The sequence below is a fragment of the Pseudomonas vanderleydeniana genome (assembly GCF_014268755.2).
GTDB classification, from domain to species: Bacteria; Pseudomonadota; Gammaproteobacteria; order Pseudomonadales; family Pseudomonadaceae; genus Aquipseudomonas; species Aquipseudomonas vanderleydeniana.
Window position 1 is genome coordinate 1,651,491 of sequence record NZ_CP077093.1, and the last position, 16,135, is coordinate 1,667,625.

The 16,135-nt window shown below is 63.2% G+C and carries 18 protein-coding genes; 17 read left to right on the top strand and 1 reads right to left on the bottom strand.

What is annotated here, in order from left to right; genetic code table 11:
• Positions 1-32 precede the first annotated feature (32 nt).
• Positions 33-2,600: a DNA mismatch repair protein MutS gene (gene mutS, locus HU752_RS07325; protein ID WP_186682168.1), complete on the bottom strand. Its 2,568-nt coding sequence runs from the start codon at positions 2,598-2,600 to the stop codon at positions 33-35.
• A 192-nt stretch (positions 2,601-2,792) separates the two neighbouring features.
• On the opposite strand from mutS, the gene HU752_RS07330 reads away from it, so the two are divergent.
• The 17 genes from HU752_RS07330 (at position 2,793) to HU752_RS07410 (ending at position 16,123) form a co-directional block, all read left to right on the top strand.
• On the top strand, positions 2,793-3,536 hold the full coding sequence (locus HU752_RS07330) for a LexA family transcriptional regulator (RefSeq protein ID WP_186681985.1): 744 nt from the start codon (positions 2,793-2,795) through the stop codon (positions 3,534-3,536).
• A 603-nt stretch (positions 3,537-4,139) separates the two neighbouring features.
• Positions 4,140-4,487 carry a phage holin family protein gene (locus tag HU752_RS07335; RefSeq protein ID WP_186681983.1) on the top strand — a complete coding sequence of 116 codons (348 nt, stop codon included), beginning with the start codon at positions 4,140-4,142 and terminating at the stop codon, positions 4,485-4,487.
• A 32-nt stretch (positions 4,488-4,519) separates the two neighbouring features.
• A complete protein-coding gene (locus HU752_RS07340; protein ID WP_186681981.1) occupies positions 4,520-4,705 on the top strand; it encodes a Com family DNA-binding transcriptional regulator in 186 nt (61 codons plus the stop codon).
• Between the two features lie 10 nt (positions 4,706-4,715).
• Positions 4,716-5,468 carry a hypothetical protein gene (locus HU752_RS07345; protein WP_186681979.1) on the top strand — a complete coding sequence of 251 codons (753 nt, stop codon included), beginning with the start codon at positions 4,716-4,718 and terminating at the stop codon, positions 5,466-5,468.
• Positions 5,469-5,564: 96 nt separating this feature from the next.
• Positions 5,565-6,149: a phage tail terminator protein gene (locus HU752_RS07350; protein ID WP_186681977.1), complete on the top strand. Its 585-nt coding sequence runs from the start codon at positions 5,565-5,567 to the stop codon at positions 6,147-6,149.
• Entirely contained in the window at positions 6,146-6,328 is a 183-nt protein-coding gene (locus tag HU752_RS07355) for a DUF2635 domain-containing protein (protein ID WP_017906169.1), read from the top strand. Before HU752_RS07350 ends, HU752_RS07355 begins: the two co-directional genes overlap by 4 nt.
• Positions 6,328-7,824: a phage tail sheath subtilisin-like domain-containing protein gene (locus HU752_RS07360; RefSeq protein WP_186681976.1), complete on the top strand. Its 1,497-nt coding sequence runs from the start codon at positions 6,328-6,330 to the stop codon at positions 7,822-7,824. The genes HU752_RS07355 and HU752_RS07360 overlap by 1 nt, the downstream gene beginning before the upstream one ends.
• A 99-nt stretch (positions 7,825-7,923) precedes the next feature.
• A complete protein-coding gene (locus tag HU752_RS07365; protein WP_186681974.1) occupies positions 7,924-8,508 on the top strand; it encodes a DUF642 domain-containing protein in 585 nt (194 codons plus the stop codon).
• 68 nt (positions 8,509-8,576) lie between these two features.
• Positions 8,577-8,924 carry a phage tail tube protein gene (locus HU752_RS07370; RefSeq protein ID WP_010451233.1) on the top strand — a complete coding sequence of 116 codons (348 nt, stop codon included), beginning with the start codon at positions 8,577-8,579 and terminating at the stop codon, positions 8,922-8,924.
• Positions 8,921-9,217: a phage tail assembly protein gene (locus HU752_RS07375; RefSeq protein ID WP_026007905.1), complete on the top strand. Its 297-nt coding sequence runs from the start codon at positions 8,921-8,923 to the stop codon at positions 9,215-9,217. The genes HU752_RS07370 and HU752_RS07375 overlap by 4 nt, the downstream gene beginning before the upstream one ends.
• Positions 9,218-9,347: 130 nt before the next feature.
• Positions 9,348-11,105, top strand: a complete 1,758-nt coding sequence (locus HU752_RS07380) for a phage tail family protein (RefSeq protein WP_186681972.1) — start codon at positions 9,348-9,350, stop codon at positions 11,103-11,105.
• Entirely contained in the window at positions 11,095-12,393 is a 1,299-nt protein-coding gene (locus HU752_RS07385; RefSeq protein WP_186681970.1) for a DNA circularization protein, read from the top strand. Before HU752_RS07380 ends, HU752_RS07385 begins: the two co-directional genes overlap by 11 nt.
• A gap of 3 nt (positions 12,394-12,396) precedes the next feature.
• Positions 12,397-13,446, top strand: a complete 1,050-nt coding sequence (locus HU752_RS07390) for a phage baseplate assembly protein (RefSeq protein WP_186681968.1) — start codon at positions 12,397-12,399, stop codon at positions 13,444-13,446.
• A gap of 152 nt (positions 13,447-13,598) precedes the next feature.
• Positions 13,599-14,108, top strand: coding sequence for a phage baseplate assembly protein V (locus tag HU752_RS07395; protein WP_186681966.1), 510 nt, complete (start codon positions 13,599-13,601; stop codon positions 14,106-14,108).
• The gene (locus tag HU752_RS07400; RefSeq protein ID WP_010451253.1) at positions 14,108-14,506 is read left to right on the top strand and encodes a phage GP46 family protein; all 399 of its coding nucleotides are present in this window, start codon (positions 14,108-14,110) and stop codon (positions 14,504-14,506) included. The genes HU752_RS07395 and HU752_RS07400 overlap by 1 nt, the downstream gene beginning before the upstream one ends.
• Complete coding sequence (locus tag HU752_RS07405) at positions 14,496-15,536, top strand: baseplate J/gp47 family protein (protein WP_186681964.1); 1,041 nt, start codon at positions 14,496-14,498, stop codon at positions 15,534-15,536. Before HU752_RS07400 ends, HU752_RS07405 begins: the two co-directional genes overlap by 11 nt.
• Positions 15,524-16,123: a YmfQ family protein gene (locus tag HU752_RS07410; protein ID WP_186681962.1), complete on the top strand. Its 600-nt coding sequence runs from the start codon at positions 15,524-15,526 to the stop codon at positions 16,121-16,123. Before HU752_RS07405 ends, HU752_RS07410 begins: the two co-directional genes overlap by 13 nt.
• Positions 16,124-16,135 lie beyond the last annotated feature (12 nt).

A 16,135-nucleotide genomic window follows, 5' to 3' on the forward strand; every position in this document is an offset into this window, starting at 1 on the left:
CGCGAGATTCTAGCAGCTTGCGGCCGTCTGCGTTAGATCCGTGTCTTCAATGTGTAGAGCATTTCCAGTGCGCGGCGGGGCGTCAGGTCGTCGAGGTCGAGCTTGGCCAGTTCGTCGAGCACCGGGTGCGGCAGGCTGGCGAACAGGTCGCTCTGTTGCGGCACCGACGGCTTGCCGGCCTTGGCTACCGGGGCCTCATGGGGCAGGCTGGTGGTCTCCAGGCGACTCAGGTGCTCGCGGGCACGGCGGATCACGTCACCCGGCACACCGGCCAGTTGCGCCACCGCCAGACCATAGCTCTGACTGGCCGGGCCAGGCAGTACGTGGTGCAGGAAGACGATCCGTTCGTTGTGCTCGGTGGCGTTCAGGTGCACGTTGGCGACCAGCGGCTCGCTTTCCGGCAGCACCGTCAGCTCGAAGTAGTGGGTGGCGAACAGCGTGTAGGCGCGCAGGTGGGCCAGGCGTTCGGCGGCGGCCCAGGCCAGGGACAGGCCGTCGAAGGTACTGGTACCACGGCCCACCTCGTCCATCAGCACCAGGCTGCGTTCGGTGGCGTTGTGCAGGATGTTCGCGGTTTCGCTCATCTCCACCATGAAGGTCGAGCGGCCACCGGCGAGGTCGTCGCTGGAACCGATCCGGGTGAAGATCCGGTCCACCGGCGACAGCTCGCAACTGGCGGCCGGTACGTAGCTGCCGATATGAGCCAGCAGCACGATCAGTGCGGTCTGGCGCATGTAGGTGGATTTACCACCCATGTTCGGCCCGGTGATGACCAGCATGCGGGTGTTGTCATCGAGGGCCAGGTCGTTGGCGACGAACGGCGTGGTCAGGACCTGCTCGACCACCGGATGGCGGCCCTGGCTGATGCGCATGCACGGCTCGTCGACGAACCGTGGGCAGTTCAGGTCGAGGGTCAGCGCACGTTCGGCGAGGTTGCTCAGCACGTCCAGTTCGGCCAGTGCGGCGGCGGTGTCCTGCAGCGGCGGCAGCTCGCCGATCAGGGTTTCCAGCAGCGCCTCGTAGAGCATCTTCTCCCGGGCCAGCGCACGGCTCTTGGCCGACAGCGCCTTGTCTTCGAACTCCTTGAGTTCCGGGGTGATGAAGCGCTCGGCACCCTTGAGGGTCTGGCGCCGGATGTAGTCGGCCGGTGCCGATTCGGCCTGCTTGCTCGGCAGTTCGATGAAGTAGCCGTGTACACGGTTGTAGCCGACCTTGAGGTTGGCCAGGCCCGTGCGGGCCTTTTCCCGGGCTTCCAGGTCGATCAGGAACTGGCCGGCGTTTTCGCTGAGCGACAGCAGCTCGTCCAGCTCGGCGTCGTAGCCGGTCTTCAGGACGCCGCCGTCACGGATCACCGCCGGCGGGTTATCGATGATAGCGCGCTCCAGCAGGATCGCCAGTTCCGGGTAGGTGCGGGCAGTGGCGGCCAGTTGCTTGAGGTGCGGGGCGTCCAGTTCGAGCATCGCGTCCTGCAGTTGCGGCAGGGCCCCGAGGGCATCGCGCAGGCGCGCCAGGTCGCGTGGACGGGCATTGCGCAGGCCGATCCGGGCGAGAATCCGCTCGATATCGCCGATTTCCTTGAGCTGGGGTTGCAGCCGTTCGAAGCGATAGCCTTCCAGCAGGCAGCCGATGGAGGCCTGTCGTGCGGTGAGGATCTTCAGGTCACGCAGCGGACGGTTCAGCCAGCGGGTCAGCAGGCGACTGCCCATGGCGGTCTGGCAACGGTCGACCACCGATTGCAGGGTGTTGTCGCGACCACCGGCGAGGTTGGTGTCCAGCTCCAGGTTGCGGCGGCTGGCGGCGTCGAGCACCACGGTGTCGTCCAGGCGCTCATGGCGCAGGCTGCGCAGGTGCGGCAGGGCGGTCCGCTGGGTTTCCTTGGCGTAGCCGAGCAGGCAGCCGGCGGCGCCGATGGCCAGGGTCAGGGTTTCGCAGCCGAAGCCCTTGAGGTCCTGCACGGAAAACTGCTGGCAGAGGCTTTTATGAGCGGAGTCGCGTTCGAAATCCCACGGTGCACGGCGACGGCTGCCACGGCGCTTCTCGGCAGGCAGGCCTTGTGGCCAGTCGTCCGGGATCAGCAACTCCACCGGGTTGATTCGCTCGAGTTCGGCGAGCAGGTTTTCCCAGCCCTTGATTTCCAGCACGCTGAAATTGCCGCTGGTAATGTCCAGCACCGCCAGGCCGAACAGCCGCTCGTCACCGAGCACGGCGGCGATCAGGTTGTCGCGGCGCTCGTCGAGCAGGGCTTCGTCACTGATGGTGCCGGGGGTGATGATCCGCACCACCTGGCGTTCCACCGGGCCCTTGCTGGTCGCCGGGTCGCCGATCTGTTCGCAGATCACCACCGATTCACCGAGTTTCACCAGCTTGGCCAGGTAGCCTTCGAGCGAGTGAAAGGGAATCCCGCACATCGGGATCGATTGCCCCGCCGACTGCCCGCGTGCAGTCAGGGTGATGTCCAGCAGCTTGGCGGCCTTCTTCGCGTCTTCATAGAAGATCTCGTAGAAGTCGCCCATGCGATAGAACATCAGCTGATCGGGGTGCTGGTTCTTCAGGCGCCAGTATTGCTGCATCATCGGGGTGTGCGAGGACAGATCGGAAATTGGCTTATTCATCAGTGGGGTAGGTGATAGCTTGAATAAAGTGGGGGGCAAAATCGGGCTGTTTGCCTTGCAATGGGCGCAAGGTTAACACGGGCGGTCCGGCTCCGCAGACATGGCCTTTTGCTCCTGAAACAATATTTATGCATTGAATATGCAAATTAGCATTTGCTATTCGCGCGAAGCCCAATCAATATGCGCGTTATGCAAATACGCAACGTTTCTACCGTCCTCCGAGCACTGCTCGACCGCCACGGGATCTCCCCCACGGAGCTTCACCGTCGAACCGGCGTGCCCCAATCCACCCTGTCGCGGATACTCAGCGGGAAGATCGTCGACCCTTCGGACAAGCACATCTCGAAGATCGCCGAGTATTTCCAGGTCAGTACCGACCAGCTGCGCGGCCGTGCCGATATCGGCGCCGCCCGCGACCAGGAGCAAGGCCCGCTGCACTCTGAACTCAAGGATATAAGCCTGTGGGACGACGACACCCCCGTCGAGGAAGACGAGGTGTCCGTACCCTTTCTTCGCGAGGTTGAATTGGCTGCTGGATCAGGAAGATTCGTCATCGAGGAAAGCGAGAAGGCCAGCCTGCGCTTCGGCAAGCGCAGCCTGCGCCACAACGGCGTGCAGTTCGACCAGGCCAAGTGCGTGACGGTACGCGGCAACAGCATGTTGCCGGTGCTGCGCGACGGCGCCACGGTCGGGGTCAATGCCGGCAAGAGCGCCATCGGCGATATCGTCGACGGTGATCTCTACGCGATCAACCACAATGGCCAACTGCGGGTGAAGCAGCTCTATCGCCTGCCGACCGGCATTCGCCTGCGCAGCTTCAATCGCGACGAGCACCCGGATGAGGACTACAGCTTCCAGGAAATCCAGGAAGAGCAGATCACCATCCTTGGTCACGTCTTCTGGTGGGGCATGTACGCCCGGTAACCCCTTCCGATTCGGAAAAAACCCACAGCGATGTGGGTTTTTTTTCGCCTGCAAAAAAGACCAACCCCTTGATCGGCGCGGCCTCCATGCGTTCGTGCATTTGTCGTGCAAAAATAAATGCATTTATGCATTGACTGTATATGCATGCATGCATATTCTTTGCTCCAAGCCAGCCGGAAAGGCCAGGCAAGGGCAGCGATGCCAGGGGGTAGCCCCGAAGCTCTTTAGTCGTACCGCTTCAAGGAACAGGCAGCGATGGATCGGCCTTGATGATCCAGAGGGTTGGCAACTGACCCGGGTGTGCAGCGTAAAGCACCAAAAGCAGTTATCCGGCGGGCAGGGGCCGCGGTCGGAGGAACAATTCGAATCGATCCGTACCGCGCCAGTAGCGCCGAAGGATCGGGTGTCCGAATCGCGTATCCCGCGCTCGCCGAATGGCGTGCGGGGCCGGGGCGGACGCCGGCATTACCAAAGGGCCTGGCAGAGCCGGGCCTTTTGGAATGCCCAGGGAACATGGGCTTCCACGAGAACCCTTCATCTTGAACTACAAGCCAAACCATCAACGGCCAGTGAATGGCCATTTTCATTAACAGGAGGCGTGACATGACAAGCGAGCAACAAGCGTTGGCGGACATGCCTATCTGGCTGGTCATCGTGCTGGCCGTGATCGGCGGGGTGTCCGGCGAGATGTGGCGCGCCGACAAGGAAGGCGCCCGTGGCTGGCCGCTGCTGCGGCGACTGGTATTGCGCTCCGGGGCCTGCATGGTCTGCGGAGTATCGACCATCATGCTGCTGTATGCCGCCGGCGTGTCGATCTGGACTGCCGGCGCCTTTGGCTGCCTGACTGCCATGGCCGGGGCGGATGTCGCCATCGGTCTTTACGAGCGCTGGGCGGCCAGGCGATTGGGGGTTGGCGAAGTGCCTCCCCCGGAGGCCGGGAGCAACCACTGAGCGCATCGTCAGTTGAACAGGGAGGTCCACCGATGCTGCAAGAGTTTCGCTGCGGCAAATGCAATCGACTGCTGGCCCGCATTGGCGAATTCAGTCAGATCCAGATCAAGTGCCCGCGTTGCGCGGCACTCAACCATATGAAGACCGAGCGTCTCGAACCATCGCCCTTGAGCGAATCGACCTGTGCGCCAGTGTGCGCCTCATCCATTCGATCCTGAGGTAACTACCATGTTCCATCAAAAATTGTTCGCTTTCGCGGCGATTGCCGCCAGCTCGCTGCTGGCCTCCATCAATGCCCAGGCGGCGCAGATCCAGCAATGCGAAAACATGTCCCGGCCGATCGGCTATCTGACGGTCGAGGCCAATATCCTCTCCGGAAACTGCCCGACCCGTAAGGCCATTCGCTACCGTACCCCGGAAGAGAACCTGACCATCATCAAGCCACAGGAACTGCCGAGCCTGAGTGAGCCGTGGGTGGTGGTTTCCGCCAACGACAGCCTCGGCGCAAACGCCAACTACCGTATCGCTGCGGCGCGAGATGGCATCGTCGCTTGCGCGATCCCCGGTACCTATCGCCCGGCGGGGTATTTCTCCCTGCCTGCCGGTCGTGTCGGCGGTTGCGGCAACAGCGGTGGTTCCGTGGACAATGCGCTGAGTCACTACAAGATCGTGATCACCGATATCGTCAAGTCGGCAGGCTCTCCTGCCTCGATCAAGGTCACGCTCAACCCGAGGAACCCTGAGCGTTCCCTGAACTACGTGATCCGCGTTTCCGCCGACCTGAACGGCACCCGTACGACGGTGAGCAAACAGGGACTCACCGGATCGGGTTCGTACACCCTCAACACCCTGGCGCCGTCGCTGGTGCCGCTGGCTCAGCAGAACGCCTACTTCACCTTCGAAACGGAAGTGTTCGCCCTGGGCACCTCGCTGACCAAGTCGTTGAACATGGCCCACGGTCTGGAGTTGCTGGGTCAATAAGCAGCGCCCAGCCTGCCGGGATGCAGGCTTCCTGAATGTGAACAGTCGTCAGTCAAACCCGCCCTCCGGCGGGTTTTCCATGTCCGGTATCCCCCCATGAACATCACCCCGATCATCACGCAATTGCGTGCTGAATGCCCCAGCCTTGCCCAACACATTTCCACCGGTCTCGACCTGGACCTGCTGCAAGGCAATACCTCGCTGCCGACCCCGTCGGCCTTCATCACCCTTCGCTGTGACCTGGCCGCCGAGAACACTGCGCAGAACGTCTCCCGGCAGACCATCCGCGACCGCCTGGAACTGATCCTGGTGCTCGACGCCAGCAACGGCCAGGCCCCTTTCGACCAACTCCACAACCTGCGCGCCGAACTCTGGCGCGCGCTGGTGGGGTTCAAGCCCGACACCTTCTACACGCCGCTCCAATACGGCGGCGGTCGGCTGGTGTCGATCAACGCCACTCGCTTGCTTTATCGCCTGCGTTTCTTCGCCGAGTTCCAACTGGGGCGCAACCACGCCACCGATCCGGCGGAAACCTGGCATGAGCGTGAACTGGACGGCTTGCCGTCCTTTACCGGGGTGACGGTGCGGGTCGATGCCATCGACCCCGCCGACCCCAATCTGCACCGCCCAGGCCCCGACGGGCGCCTGGAGCTGGCCTTTTCAGGAAACGTAAAACCATGACCCAACGCATCACTGTAGTACCGGCCGCCGGCCGTGCCGTACCGGACCCGGAGGCTGGCGACCTGCTGCCGGCTACCGGCCGCGAAGTGGCTGACAGCGCCTGGTGGCGCCGCCGTCAGGCCGATGGCGATATCACCCTTTCCGCCGTGCAAGCGGCACAACCACAGGAAGCCCAATAATGGCTATCGGATTCAGCAACATCCCATCGGACCTGCGTGTTCCGCTGTTCTACGCCGAGATGGACAACTCGGCGGCCAATAGTGCGTCGTCGACCCTGCGTCGACTGATCGTCGCCCAGGTCAACGACAACGCCACCAGCCCGGAAATCGGCAGCCTGGTGCTGGTCTCCAGCGTCGCCCTGGCCAAGAGCATCGGCGGTCAGGGCTCGATGCTCGCCGCCATGTACGACACCTGGCGCAAGGCCGACCCGGTCGGCGAGATCTGGTGCCTGCCGCTGCGCAACAGCACCGGCGCGATCGCCAAGGCCGACCTGAAGCTGACCGGCACCGCCACCGAAAGCGGCGTGCTCAACCTGTATGTCGGCGGTGCCCGTGTGCAGGCCGCCGTGGTCAGCGGCCAGACCGCTGCGCAGGTCGCCACCACCCTGGCGCTGCAAGTGAATGCCGCCGCCGACCTGCCGGTCAGCGCCGTCGCCACTGATGGCACCGTCACCCTGAGCTGCAAGTGGACCGGTGACAGCGGTAACGACATCAGCCTGCAATTCAACCGCCTGGGCAAGAGCAATGGCGAGGAAACCCCGGCCGGTCTGACCATCGTCACCGCGAAGATGGCCGGTGGCGCCGGTATCCCGGACCAGGTCGCAGCCCTCGCGGCGCTGGGCGACGAGCCGTTCGAGTTCATCTGCCAGCCCTGGTCCGACGTGGCCTCGCTGAATGCCTGGCAGGCGGCGATGGATGACAGCGTCGGTCGCTGGTCCTGGTCCAAGCAACTGTTCGGTCATGTCTACACCGCCAAGCGTGGCACCGTCGGCACCCTGGTCGCCGCCGGCCAGGCGCGCAACGACCAGCACGTCACCGTCCTGGCGATGGAGCAGGGCGTGCCACAACCGGTCTGGGTTCAGGCCGCCGCACTGGCTGCACGCACCTCGGTGTTCATCTCGGCCGACGCCAGCCGTCCGACCCAGAGCGGCAGCCTGCCGGGTATCGATCCGGCCGCGGCCAGCGAGCGCTTCACCCTGACCGAGCGCCAGTCGCTGCTCAGCTACGGTGTCGCCACCGCCTACTACGAAGGTGGCTACGTGCGCATCCAGCGGGCGATCACCACCTACCAGAAGAACGCCTACGGTCAGGCGGACAACTCCTACCTGGACAGCGAGACCATGCACCAGTCGGCCTACATCGTGCGCCGTCTGCAAAGCGTGATCACCAGCAAGTACGGCCGCCACAAGCTGGCCGCCGACGGCACCCGCTTCGGCGCCGGCCAGCCGATCGTCACCCCGAGCACCATCCGCGGTGAGCTGATCGCCCAGTACGCCAAGCTCGAACTGGAAGGCCACGTGGAAAACGCCGAACTGTTCGCCGAGCACCTGATCGTCGAGCGCGACAGCCAGGACCCGAGCCGGGTCAACGTGCTGTTCCCGCCTGACTACGTCAACGGCCTGCGGGTGTTCGCGCTGCTCAACCAGTTCCGTCTGCAGTACGACGCGGCGGCCTGATCGGCCCGTAGGAAAAATGTGCTGTAAGTGGCCTGTTTTGACATGAGGAAAACAGGTCGTTTCAGCGTTACCAGTGACTTTGATTCGATAGGTTCATAAATGAATGTACTGAAGAAATACCTCCATCAATGCCTGCTCTCCGCTTCCATTCTGGGTGCGGCCACTTCCGCTTCTGCCGCCAACCTGTTGGTCAACGGCAGTTTCGAATCGCCGGGCTGTACGGTCAGTTGCGTGCTGGACACGCCTGAAAAAGCCAACTTCATCACGGGCTGGACCACATTCCTGTCCGGGGCCGAGTATTTCAACATGCCGGCTTCGATCCCTTACGGCGTCGCGGCCGACGGTGTGGTGATCGTGGATCTGGCCAACTACGTCTATCAGAACGGCGGTGGCATCCAGCAGAACTTCGCGACGGTCGTGGGTGCCAAGTACCGACTGAAGTTCAGTGCGGGCAACGTCGTGTATGGCGGGCGTTCGGGTAGTGGCGTGATCCAGGTCAAGGTGGCCGGGCAGAACGTTACCTTCAACACGCCGGTCGCCACTTCGTCGACCGTGGTATGGGATGTCATCACCTACGACTTCACCGCGACGACGCCGCAAACCACGCTGGCCTTTTCCAACGAACAGAATCCCTACAGCAATTACGCCTTCATCGATAACGTGAGTGTCGAAAGCATTCCTTAAGTCTGCCTCGATTTTCACTCGTCAATTCCAGCCCGCCATCGAGCGGGCTTATTTTTTGGAGATACACCATGGGTCAACTGATTGCGGGCACCTGCTACGTCAAAGTGGACGGCGCTCAACTGACCATCAACGGCGGCTGCGAAGCGCCCCTGATGGCCGTCAAGCGGGAAACGGTGGTACCGGGTTTCTACAAGGAAACCGACATCGCTCCCTCCTTCAAGGTCACCGCGCTGCATACCGCGGACTTCCCGCTCAAGCAACTGATCGCCGGTTCCGACATGACCGTCACCTGCGAGTTCAGCAATGGCAAGGTCTACGTCCTGGCCGGTGCCTACCTGGTCGAGGAACCGGTCATCAAGGGTGATGACGCGGCCATCGAACTGAAATTCGAAGGCATCAAGGGGACCTGGCAATGAGCGAGCCGATGAAGCTGCAGGTGCCCATCGAAGCCCACGGCGCGACCCTCGACGAACTCACCCTGCGCCGTCCGACGGTGCAGGAAGTGCGGGCGATCAAGGCGCTGCCGTACAAGATCGACAAGAGCGAAGAAGTCAGCCTCGACATGGATGTCGCGGCCAAGTACATCGCGGTCTGCGCCGGCATCCCGCCGTCGTCGGTCAACCAGCTGGACCTGTCCGACCTCAATACCTTGAGCTGGGCGGTGGCCGGTTTTTTCATGAGTGCGGCATCGCAGCCATCGGCGAACTGATTGCGGTCGCCTATGACCTGGCCTGGTTCTGGAAGGTTGATCCCGAACGGATGATGGCCAGGCCACTGGATGTGCTCCGGGAGTCCCTGGAGCACGCGCAACGGATCAATGCGATGCAGCAGGTGGAGTGATGGCCAGAAAAAAACAGACGTTTTTAAGTGCTAAGCAAGCCGAAAGCCTCATCGCAGCGAAGATTGCTGCGATGGGAGACAAGAAGGATACCGAGGCAAAGGAGACGGGGATTCGTCTCCATGCCAACAAGCTCAAGCAGGATCTTGAAGAGAGCGGGCTGGATAAACTGAATCTGAAGGGCGGTGGCTTGCTTACGCCCTTCACCAATGGGCTCAAGGCCGCGATCAAGGAACAGGATCGACTGGCCCTGGCGGCGGGCGCGCGCAAGGCGCCGAAGCTGCCAACTGTTCCGAAGGTAGCAGTGCCGTCCACGTCGCCTGTTGTTCACAAGGCCGTCATACACAAGGCCCCGGTGACGCCGAAGGTGCCAAAGGTGGACTTGGAAACGACTTCGCAACACTTGGCCAAGCTCGAAAAGGCATTGGACAAGATCACCCTGAAGATCGGCCAGGCGCTGTTGCCTGCGTTCGATAGCATCGTGACCGCGCTGATTCCCCTGGCAACCAGCTTTGGGCAATTCGTGGCCAACAACCCGGCGTTGGTGCAGGCACTGGCTGTCGGGGCGTTGGCGTTTACAGTGATTACCGCTGCGGCAATTGGGTTGGCGACGGTAATGGGGGTATTGGCATCGCCCATTGGGTTGATCGCCGCGGTGGTCGCCGGAGCCGCCGTGGTGCTGGTGCTGGCATGGAAGCCAGTGATGGGGCTGATCAATTCGAGCATGCGGCTTATCACCCGGTTCTTGTTCTGGATCGTGGACGGAGCCAAGGCCATGGGCGCTGGCATATCCAGCGGCTGGAAAAGGGCCTGCGCCAGTACCGGAAAATCTCTCGACGAACTCAAGACGAAGTCGGCAGCGGCCTGGGCGGATGTCAAAAGTGGCGTTCTCAAGAAAGCCGCAGAAATCAGCCAGGGCACCGGCAAACTGTGGGGTGAACTCAAGACCTGGTTCGCCAGTTTTTCACCACTGGAGTATCTGAAAGGAATCTGGGGCGGTATCAAGCGTTTCTTCGTGGAGCTGTGGAATGACGTCCTCAATGGCGTCATTCGGTTCTGGGGGAACATCAAGGCGACCTTCGATGCCTGGTCACCGCTGCAGTACCTGAGTGGGCTCTGGGACGGTGCCGTGGGTTATTTCGAGGGGCTGTGGAATGGCATTGGCGATGGTGTTCTTCAGTTCTGGGACAGTCTGAAGGCGATCTTCGCGGCCTGGTCCCCGGTGACCATCTTCGAGACGTTCTGGACCGGTTTGACTTCCCTGATAGGTAATCTGACAGGGGGGCTGGAAGCCCTGGCGGCGCCGGTACGCAACTTCATGAGCACGTTGTTCGGTGGTGATCCCCTGGAGGTCCTGAGGGCCAAGTTCGACGCGCTGCCCAAATTCTTCTCTTCCCTGCTGGAAAGACTGAAGCCCTTCGTCCAGCCGATCAAGGACATGATCAGCAGTGTGGTCGGGGTTGTCAGCCGCTTCTTTGGCGGTGGTGATGAATCGACGGGGCATTTCTCGACGACCGACTCTGATGTCACCCGAAGCAGCGCGTTGCTGCCTGGCGGCCTGACACAGAACGCCAACCTGCTCGTCCGGCAAACCGCCACCAACAACCGTACCCAACTCGAAGGCGGCCTGACCGTGCGTTTCGAAAACGCGCCGCAGGGTCTGCGTGTCGACCAACCCCAGACCAACCAACCGGGCCTGAGCCTGACGCCTGCCGTCGGCTACCGCTCGCTTTCCCTCGGAGGTGCCTATGGCGACTAACTGGCGTGAGCGCCTGTTGCCGGCGTCGTTTCGCGGCGTGCCGTTCTGGGTCGACCAGGCGAAGACCCCGGTCGGCCAAAAAGGCCAACTGCATGAGTATCCCCAGCGCGACCAGCCGTTTTTCGAAGGGCTCGGCCAGCAGGCGAAGATCCATGACCTGACGGCTTTCATCGTCGGCGCCGATTGCCTGGAGCAGCGTGACAAGCTGCTCAAGGCGCTGGAGGAGGGCAGTGGTGAGCTGGTCCACCCATGGCTGGGCCGGATGCAGGTCAAGGTCGGCGAATGCGACATGACCCAGACCCGCCAGGACGGTGGGCTGGTGACCTTCAACCTGAAGTTCTACCCGGACGAGCCGCTGCAGTTCCCCAAGCCCGTCGTCAACACCCAGGAGCAACTGCAGGTGGCGTCGAGCAAATTGCTCACCTCATCGGTGGGTCGTTTCGACGAGGCGATGAAGCTGGTCAACCAGGCGCGGGTCGGCCTGGACAACCTGCGCAAGGGCATCACCCAGGCGTACCAGGTGATCGAACAGCAGTTGCAGCCGCTGATCGAGACCTATGCGAATGTCTATGCCCTGGTGCGCACGGTCAAGGAGTTCCCCCACCAGGTGAGTGCGGCGGTCAAGGGCGTGCTCAGCGAGGTCAAGGCCGAGTTCAATGGCCTGGTTGGCGAGGTTCGTGGCCTGGTCGGTGAAGTGCGTGGTCTGAAGGACTTCGCCGTCCAGGGCTACCACGGGATGCTGGCCGACCTGTCGAAGCAGGTCGAGGACGCCAAGTCGCTCGATGCTTCGCAGTTGGCGATCGGCAAGGACACCGCCGCGGCCTCGCAGGCCACGGTGAACCTGATCCAGGATGCCTTGCTGGTGCAGATCGCACAGTTGGTGTCGGTAATCCCGGCAGCGACCCAGGCAGTGAAGCTGGCCGTTACTCCGTCGCTGGCGCAACAGGCCCAGCAGCCGGTGCAGCGTGCCGATGTGCCGGTGGTTGATGATGTGCTGGCGCTGCGCGACAACCTCAACGAGGCGATCTGGCAAGCGGCGCTCAAGGCCGACTCGGTGCATTACCAGGCGCTCAATACCGTGCGCCAGGCACTGGTGCAGCACCTCAACGCGGTGGCCTCCAACGGCGTGCGGCTGATCGACCTGGTGCCCAAGAGCAACCTGCCGGCGCTGGTGGTGGCCTACAAGAACTTCGGCGATGCCACGCGGGTCGGCGAGGTGGTGCAACGCAACCGGATTGCCCACCCCGGTTTCATCCCGCCGGCACCGTTGCAGATCTCCCGGGAGTAAGCCATGAACGATATCGACAATGCCGTCGTCCTGCTGGTCGACGGCCTGAGCTACGAGGGCTGGAAAGCCATCGAAATCAGTGCCGATCTCGAGCGTCAGTTCCGCACCTTCAAGCTGGGCATCACCTGGCAATGGCCGGGGCAGACGCTGGCCGTGCCGATCAAGGCCGGTGCCCGCTGCCAGGTGCTGATCGGCTGCGACCTGGTGCTCACCGGGCATGTCTACAAGGCGCCCATCAGCTATGACGGCAAGCAGATCAGCCTGACCATCGAGGGCAGTTCACTGACCCGCGACCTGGTCGACTGCGCGGCCATCAACCAGCCGAGCCAGTGGCGCCAGCAGGGCTTGCTGACGATCGTCGAGGCGCTCGCCAAACCCTACCAGGTCAACGTGCGCAGCGAGATCCCGGCCACCACCAAACTGCAGACCCACAGCATCGTGCCGGGGGAGACGGTATTCAAATCCATCGACCGCCTGCTGACCCTGTATCGGGTGTTTTCCACCGATGATGCGAACGGCAACCTGGTGCTGGCCAAACCCGGCAGCGCCGGACGCGCCAGCGATGTACTGGAGCTGGGCAAGAACATCCTCTCGGCCAGCACCGGCAGGGACTACAGCGCGGTGTTCTCCGAGTATCGGGTGATCGGCCAGCACAAGGGCAGCGACCAGAAGAGCGGCAGCGCGGTGAGTGAAGTTAGCGGCGTGTCCAGCGAGACCGCTGCGCAGCGCAAACGCGTCACGGTGATCAGCGAAAGCGTGCAACTGACCCCCGAGCTGGCCCAGCAACGGGCCGACTGGGAGCGGGCCACCCGCGCCGGCAAGGCCTTGGCCACCACTTACACCGTACAGGGCTGGCGACAGTCCAACGGCGACCTGTGGCGACACAACCTGCTGGTGCGGGTGAAGGACCCGGTCCTCGACGTCGACCAGGACATGCTGATCTCCAAGATCACCTACTCGCTATCCGCGCAGGGTTCGATCACCACCCTGGAAGTGGCGCCGCCGGAAGTCTTCGAGGCGACACCGACGAAGGCCAAGAGCAAGGCCAAGTAACCACCCTCTTCGCGGCGGCCTCTTCGCGGATAAATCCTGCTCCCACAAGCATGCGGCGTACAGAAGTCCGTGATCACTGCCTAATCCTGTGGGAGCCGGATTTATCCGCGAAAGGGCCCCTTCTGACACACCGCTCGCCCAAGGAATCCCTCATGAGCCTACTGACCCGCCTGCTGGCGCGCGGCACCGTCGTGCTCGCCAACTCGGCCAACAAACTGCAATCGTTGCAAATGCGCCTGACCGCCGGCGAAGTGAACGACGACATGGAGCACTTCGAACCCTACGGCTTCACCAGCAACCCGCTGGCCGGCGCCGAAGGTATCGCCACCTTTCTCGGCGGCGACCGTTCCCACGGCATCGTGCTGGTGGTCGCCGACCGCCGCTACCGCCTGCAGAACCTCGCCCCCGGCGAAATCGCCCTCTATACCGACGAGGGTGACCGTATCCACTTCAAGCGTGGCCGGATCATCGACATCGAGACCGGCACCCTGAACATCCGCGCCAGCAGCGCCATCCACCTCGACAGCCCGACCCTGACCCAGACCGGCAAGATCGTCTCCCAGGGCGACCAGGTCGCCGGTGGCATCAGCCAGATGCAGCATGTGCACGGCGGCATTCAGCCAGGCGGCGGCCAGACCGGCGCACCGGCGGGAGGTGCCTGATGTTCGTCTCCAACAACCTCAAGGCGGCGCTGACCCGCTCGGTGCTGATCAGCCTGTTCACCTGGCGCCGGGCCAACAGCGACGACCCGATCGATGACGATGAGCGCTACGGCTGGTGGGGCGACAGTTTCCCCATGGTCGCCAACGACCGCATCGGCTCGCGGCTGTGGCTGTTGCGCCGGGTCAAGCTGACCGCGCAGACCCAGCTCGATGCCGAATTCTATGCCCGTGAAGCCTTGCAATGGCTGATCGACGACGGCCATTGCAGCGCCATCGAGATTCAAACCGAACGGCTCGACGCCCAGCGACTGAACCTGCGCACGGTTCTGACCCTGGCCGGCGGCGAGCGCCTGGATATCAACCCGAACCACAGTTGGCAGGTGACTTATGCCGTTTGAAACCCCTTCGCTGCCGGTGCTGATCAACCGCACCCAAAGCGACCTGGCCAGCGATGCGCTGCGCCAGTCCGATGCCCAGGTCCTGGCCCGCACCCTCAGCGGCGCGGCCTTTGGCCTGTATGGATACCTCGACTGGATTGCCGAGCAGATCCTGCCCGACACCGCCGATGAATCCACCCTGGAGCGCATTGCCGCGCTTCGTCTGCACCAACCGCGCAAGGCTGCCCAGGCGGCCACCGGCAGCGTGAGTTTTACCGCTGCCGCCGGTGCGGTGCTGGACGTCGACACCCTGCTGCAGAGCAATGACGGCCGCAGCTACAAGGTGACCCAGGGAGGCACCACCAGCGCTGGTAGCAATACCGCGCAGATCCAGGCGCTGGATGCCGGCAGCCTGGGTAATGCCGACGCCGGCCTGACGCTGTTTCCGGTCCAGCCGGTGCAGGGCGTCGGCAACACCTTCACCGTGCTCGCCCCGGGGCTGAGTGGCGGGGTGGCGGCGGAAAGCCTCGAGTCGCTGCGTTCGCGGGTGATCCGTTCCTATCGGATCATTCCCCATGGCGGCGCGGCCTCCGATTACGAAACCTGGGCGCTGGAGTGTCCGGGCATCACCCGAGCCTGGTGCCGTGGCAACTATCTCGGACCAGGTACCGTCGGCCTGTTCGTCATGCGTGACGACGACCCGGTACCGATTCCCGATGCCACGCAACTGGCGCTGGTCCAGGCCTATATCGAGCCGTTGCGACCGGTCACCGCCGAGTTGCATGTGCTGGCGCCGGTGCAGGTGCCGGTGACCTACACCCTGCGCCTGGTACCGGACACCTCGGCCACCCGCGCTGCCGTCGAAGCGCAACTGCGTGACCTGCACAAGCGTGAGGGTGGTCTCGGCGAGACCCTGTTGCTGACCCATATCGCCGAGTCCATCAGCAGTGCCACGGGCGAGAACGACCATTTGCTGGTCACCCCGTCCGCCGATGTGCCAGCAGCCACCAACCAGTTGCTGACCTTCGGAGGCTGCGTATGGCTGGAATAAGAACTGCCGCGCAATACCAGGAACAACTGCGCAGCCTGCTGCCGGCCGGTCCCGCCTGGGACCCGGAGCAGGTACCGGAGATCCAGCAGGTACTGCTCGGCATCGCCCAGGAACTGGCCCGGGTCGACGCCCGGGCGGTGGACCTGCTCAACGAAGTGGACCCGGTGACCGTCAGCGAACTGGTCCCGGACTGGGAGCGGGTGATGAACCTGCCCGACCCGTGCCTGGGCCCCAAGCCGCTGTTCGACGACCGCCGCCTGGCGGTACGTCGGCGCCTGCTGGCGGTGGGTGACCAGAGCATCGGCTACTTCCTGGATATCGCCCGCAGCCAGGGCTATCCCAACGCCACCGTCACCGAACTGCAGACCCCGCGCATGGGCCGCGCCCGCTTTGGTCGGGCGCGGTTCGGCACCTGGCAGGCGCAGTTCATGTGGACGCTCAACACTGGCGGCCGCTTGCTCATGGGCCGCCGTTTTGGCGCCAGCTACTGGGGCGAGCGCTTCGGCGCCAACCCGGGCAGCGCCCTGGAATGCCTGATTCACCGCACAGCACCGGCGCACACGCTGGTGCACATCAATTACGACTGAAGAGGACGGATA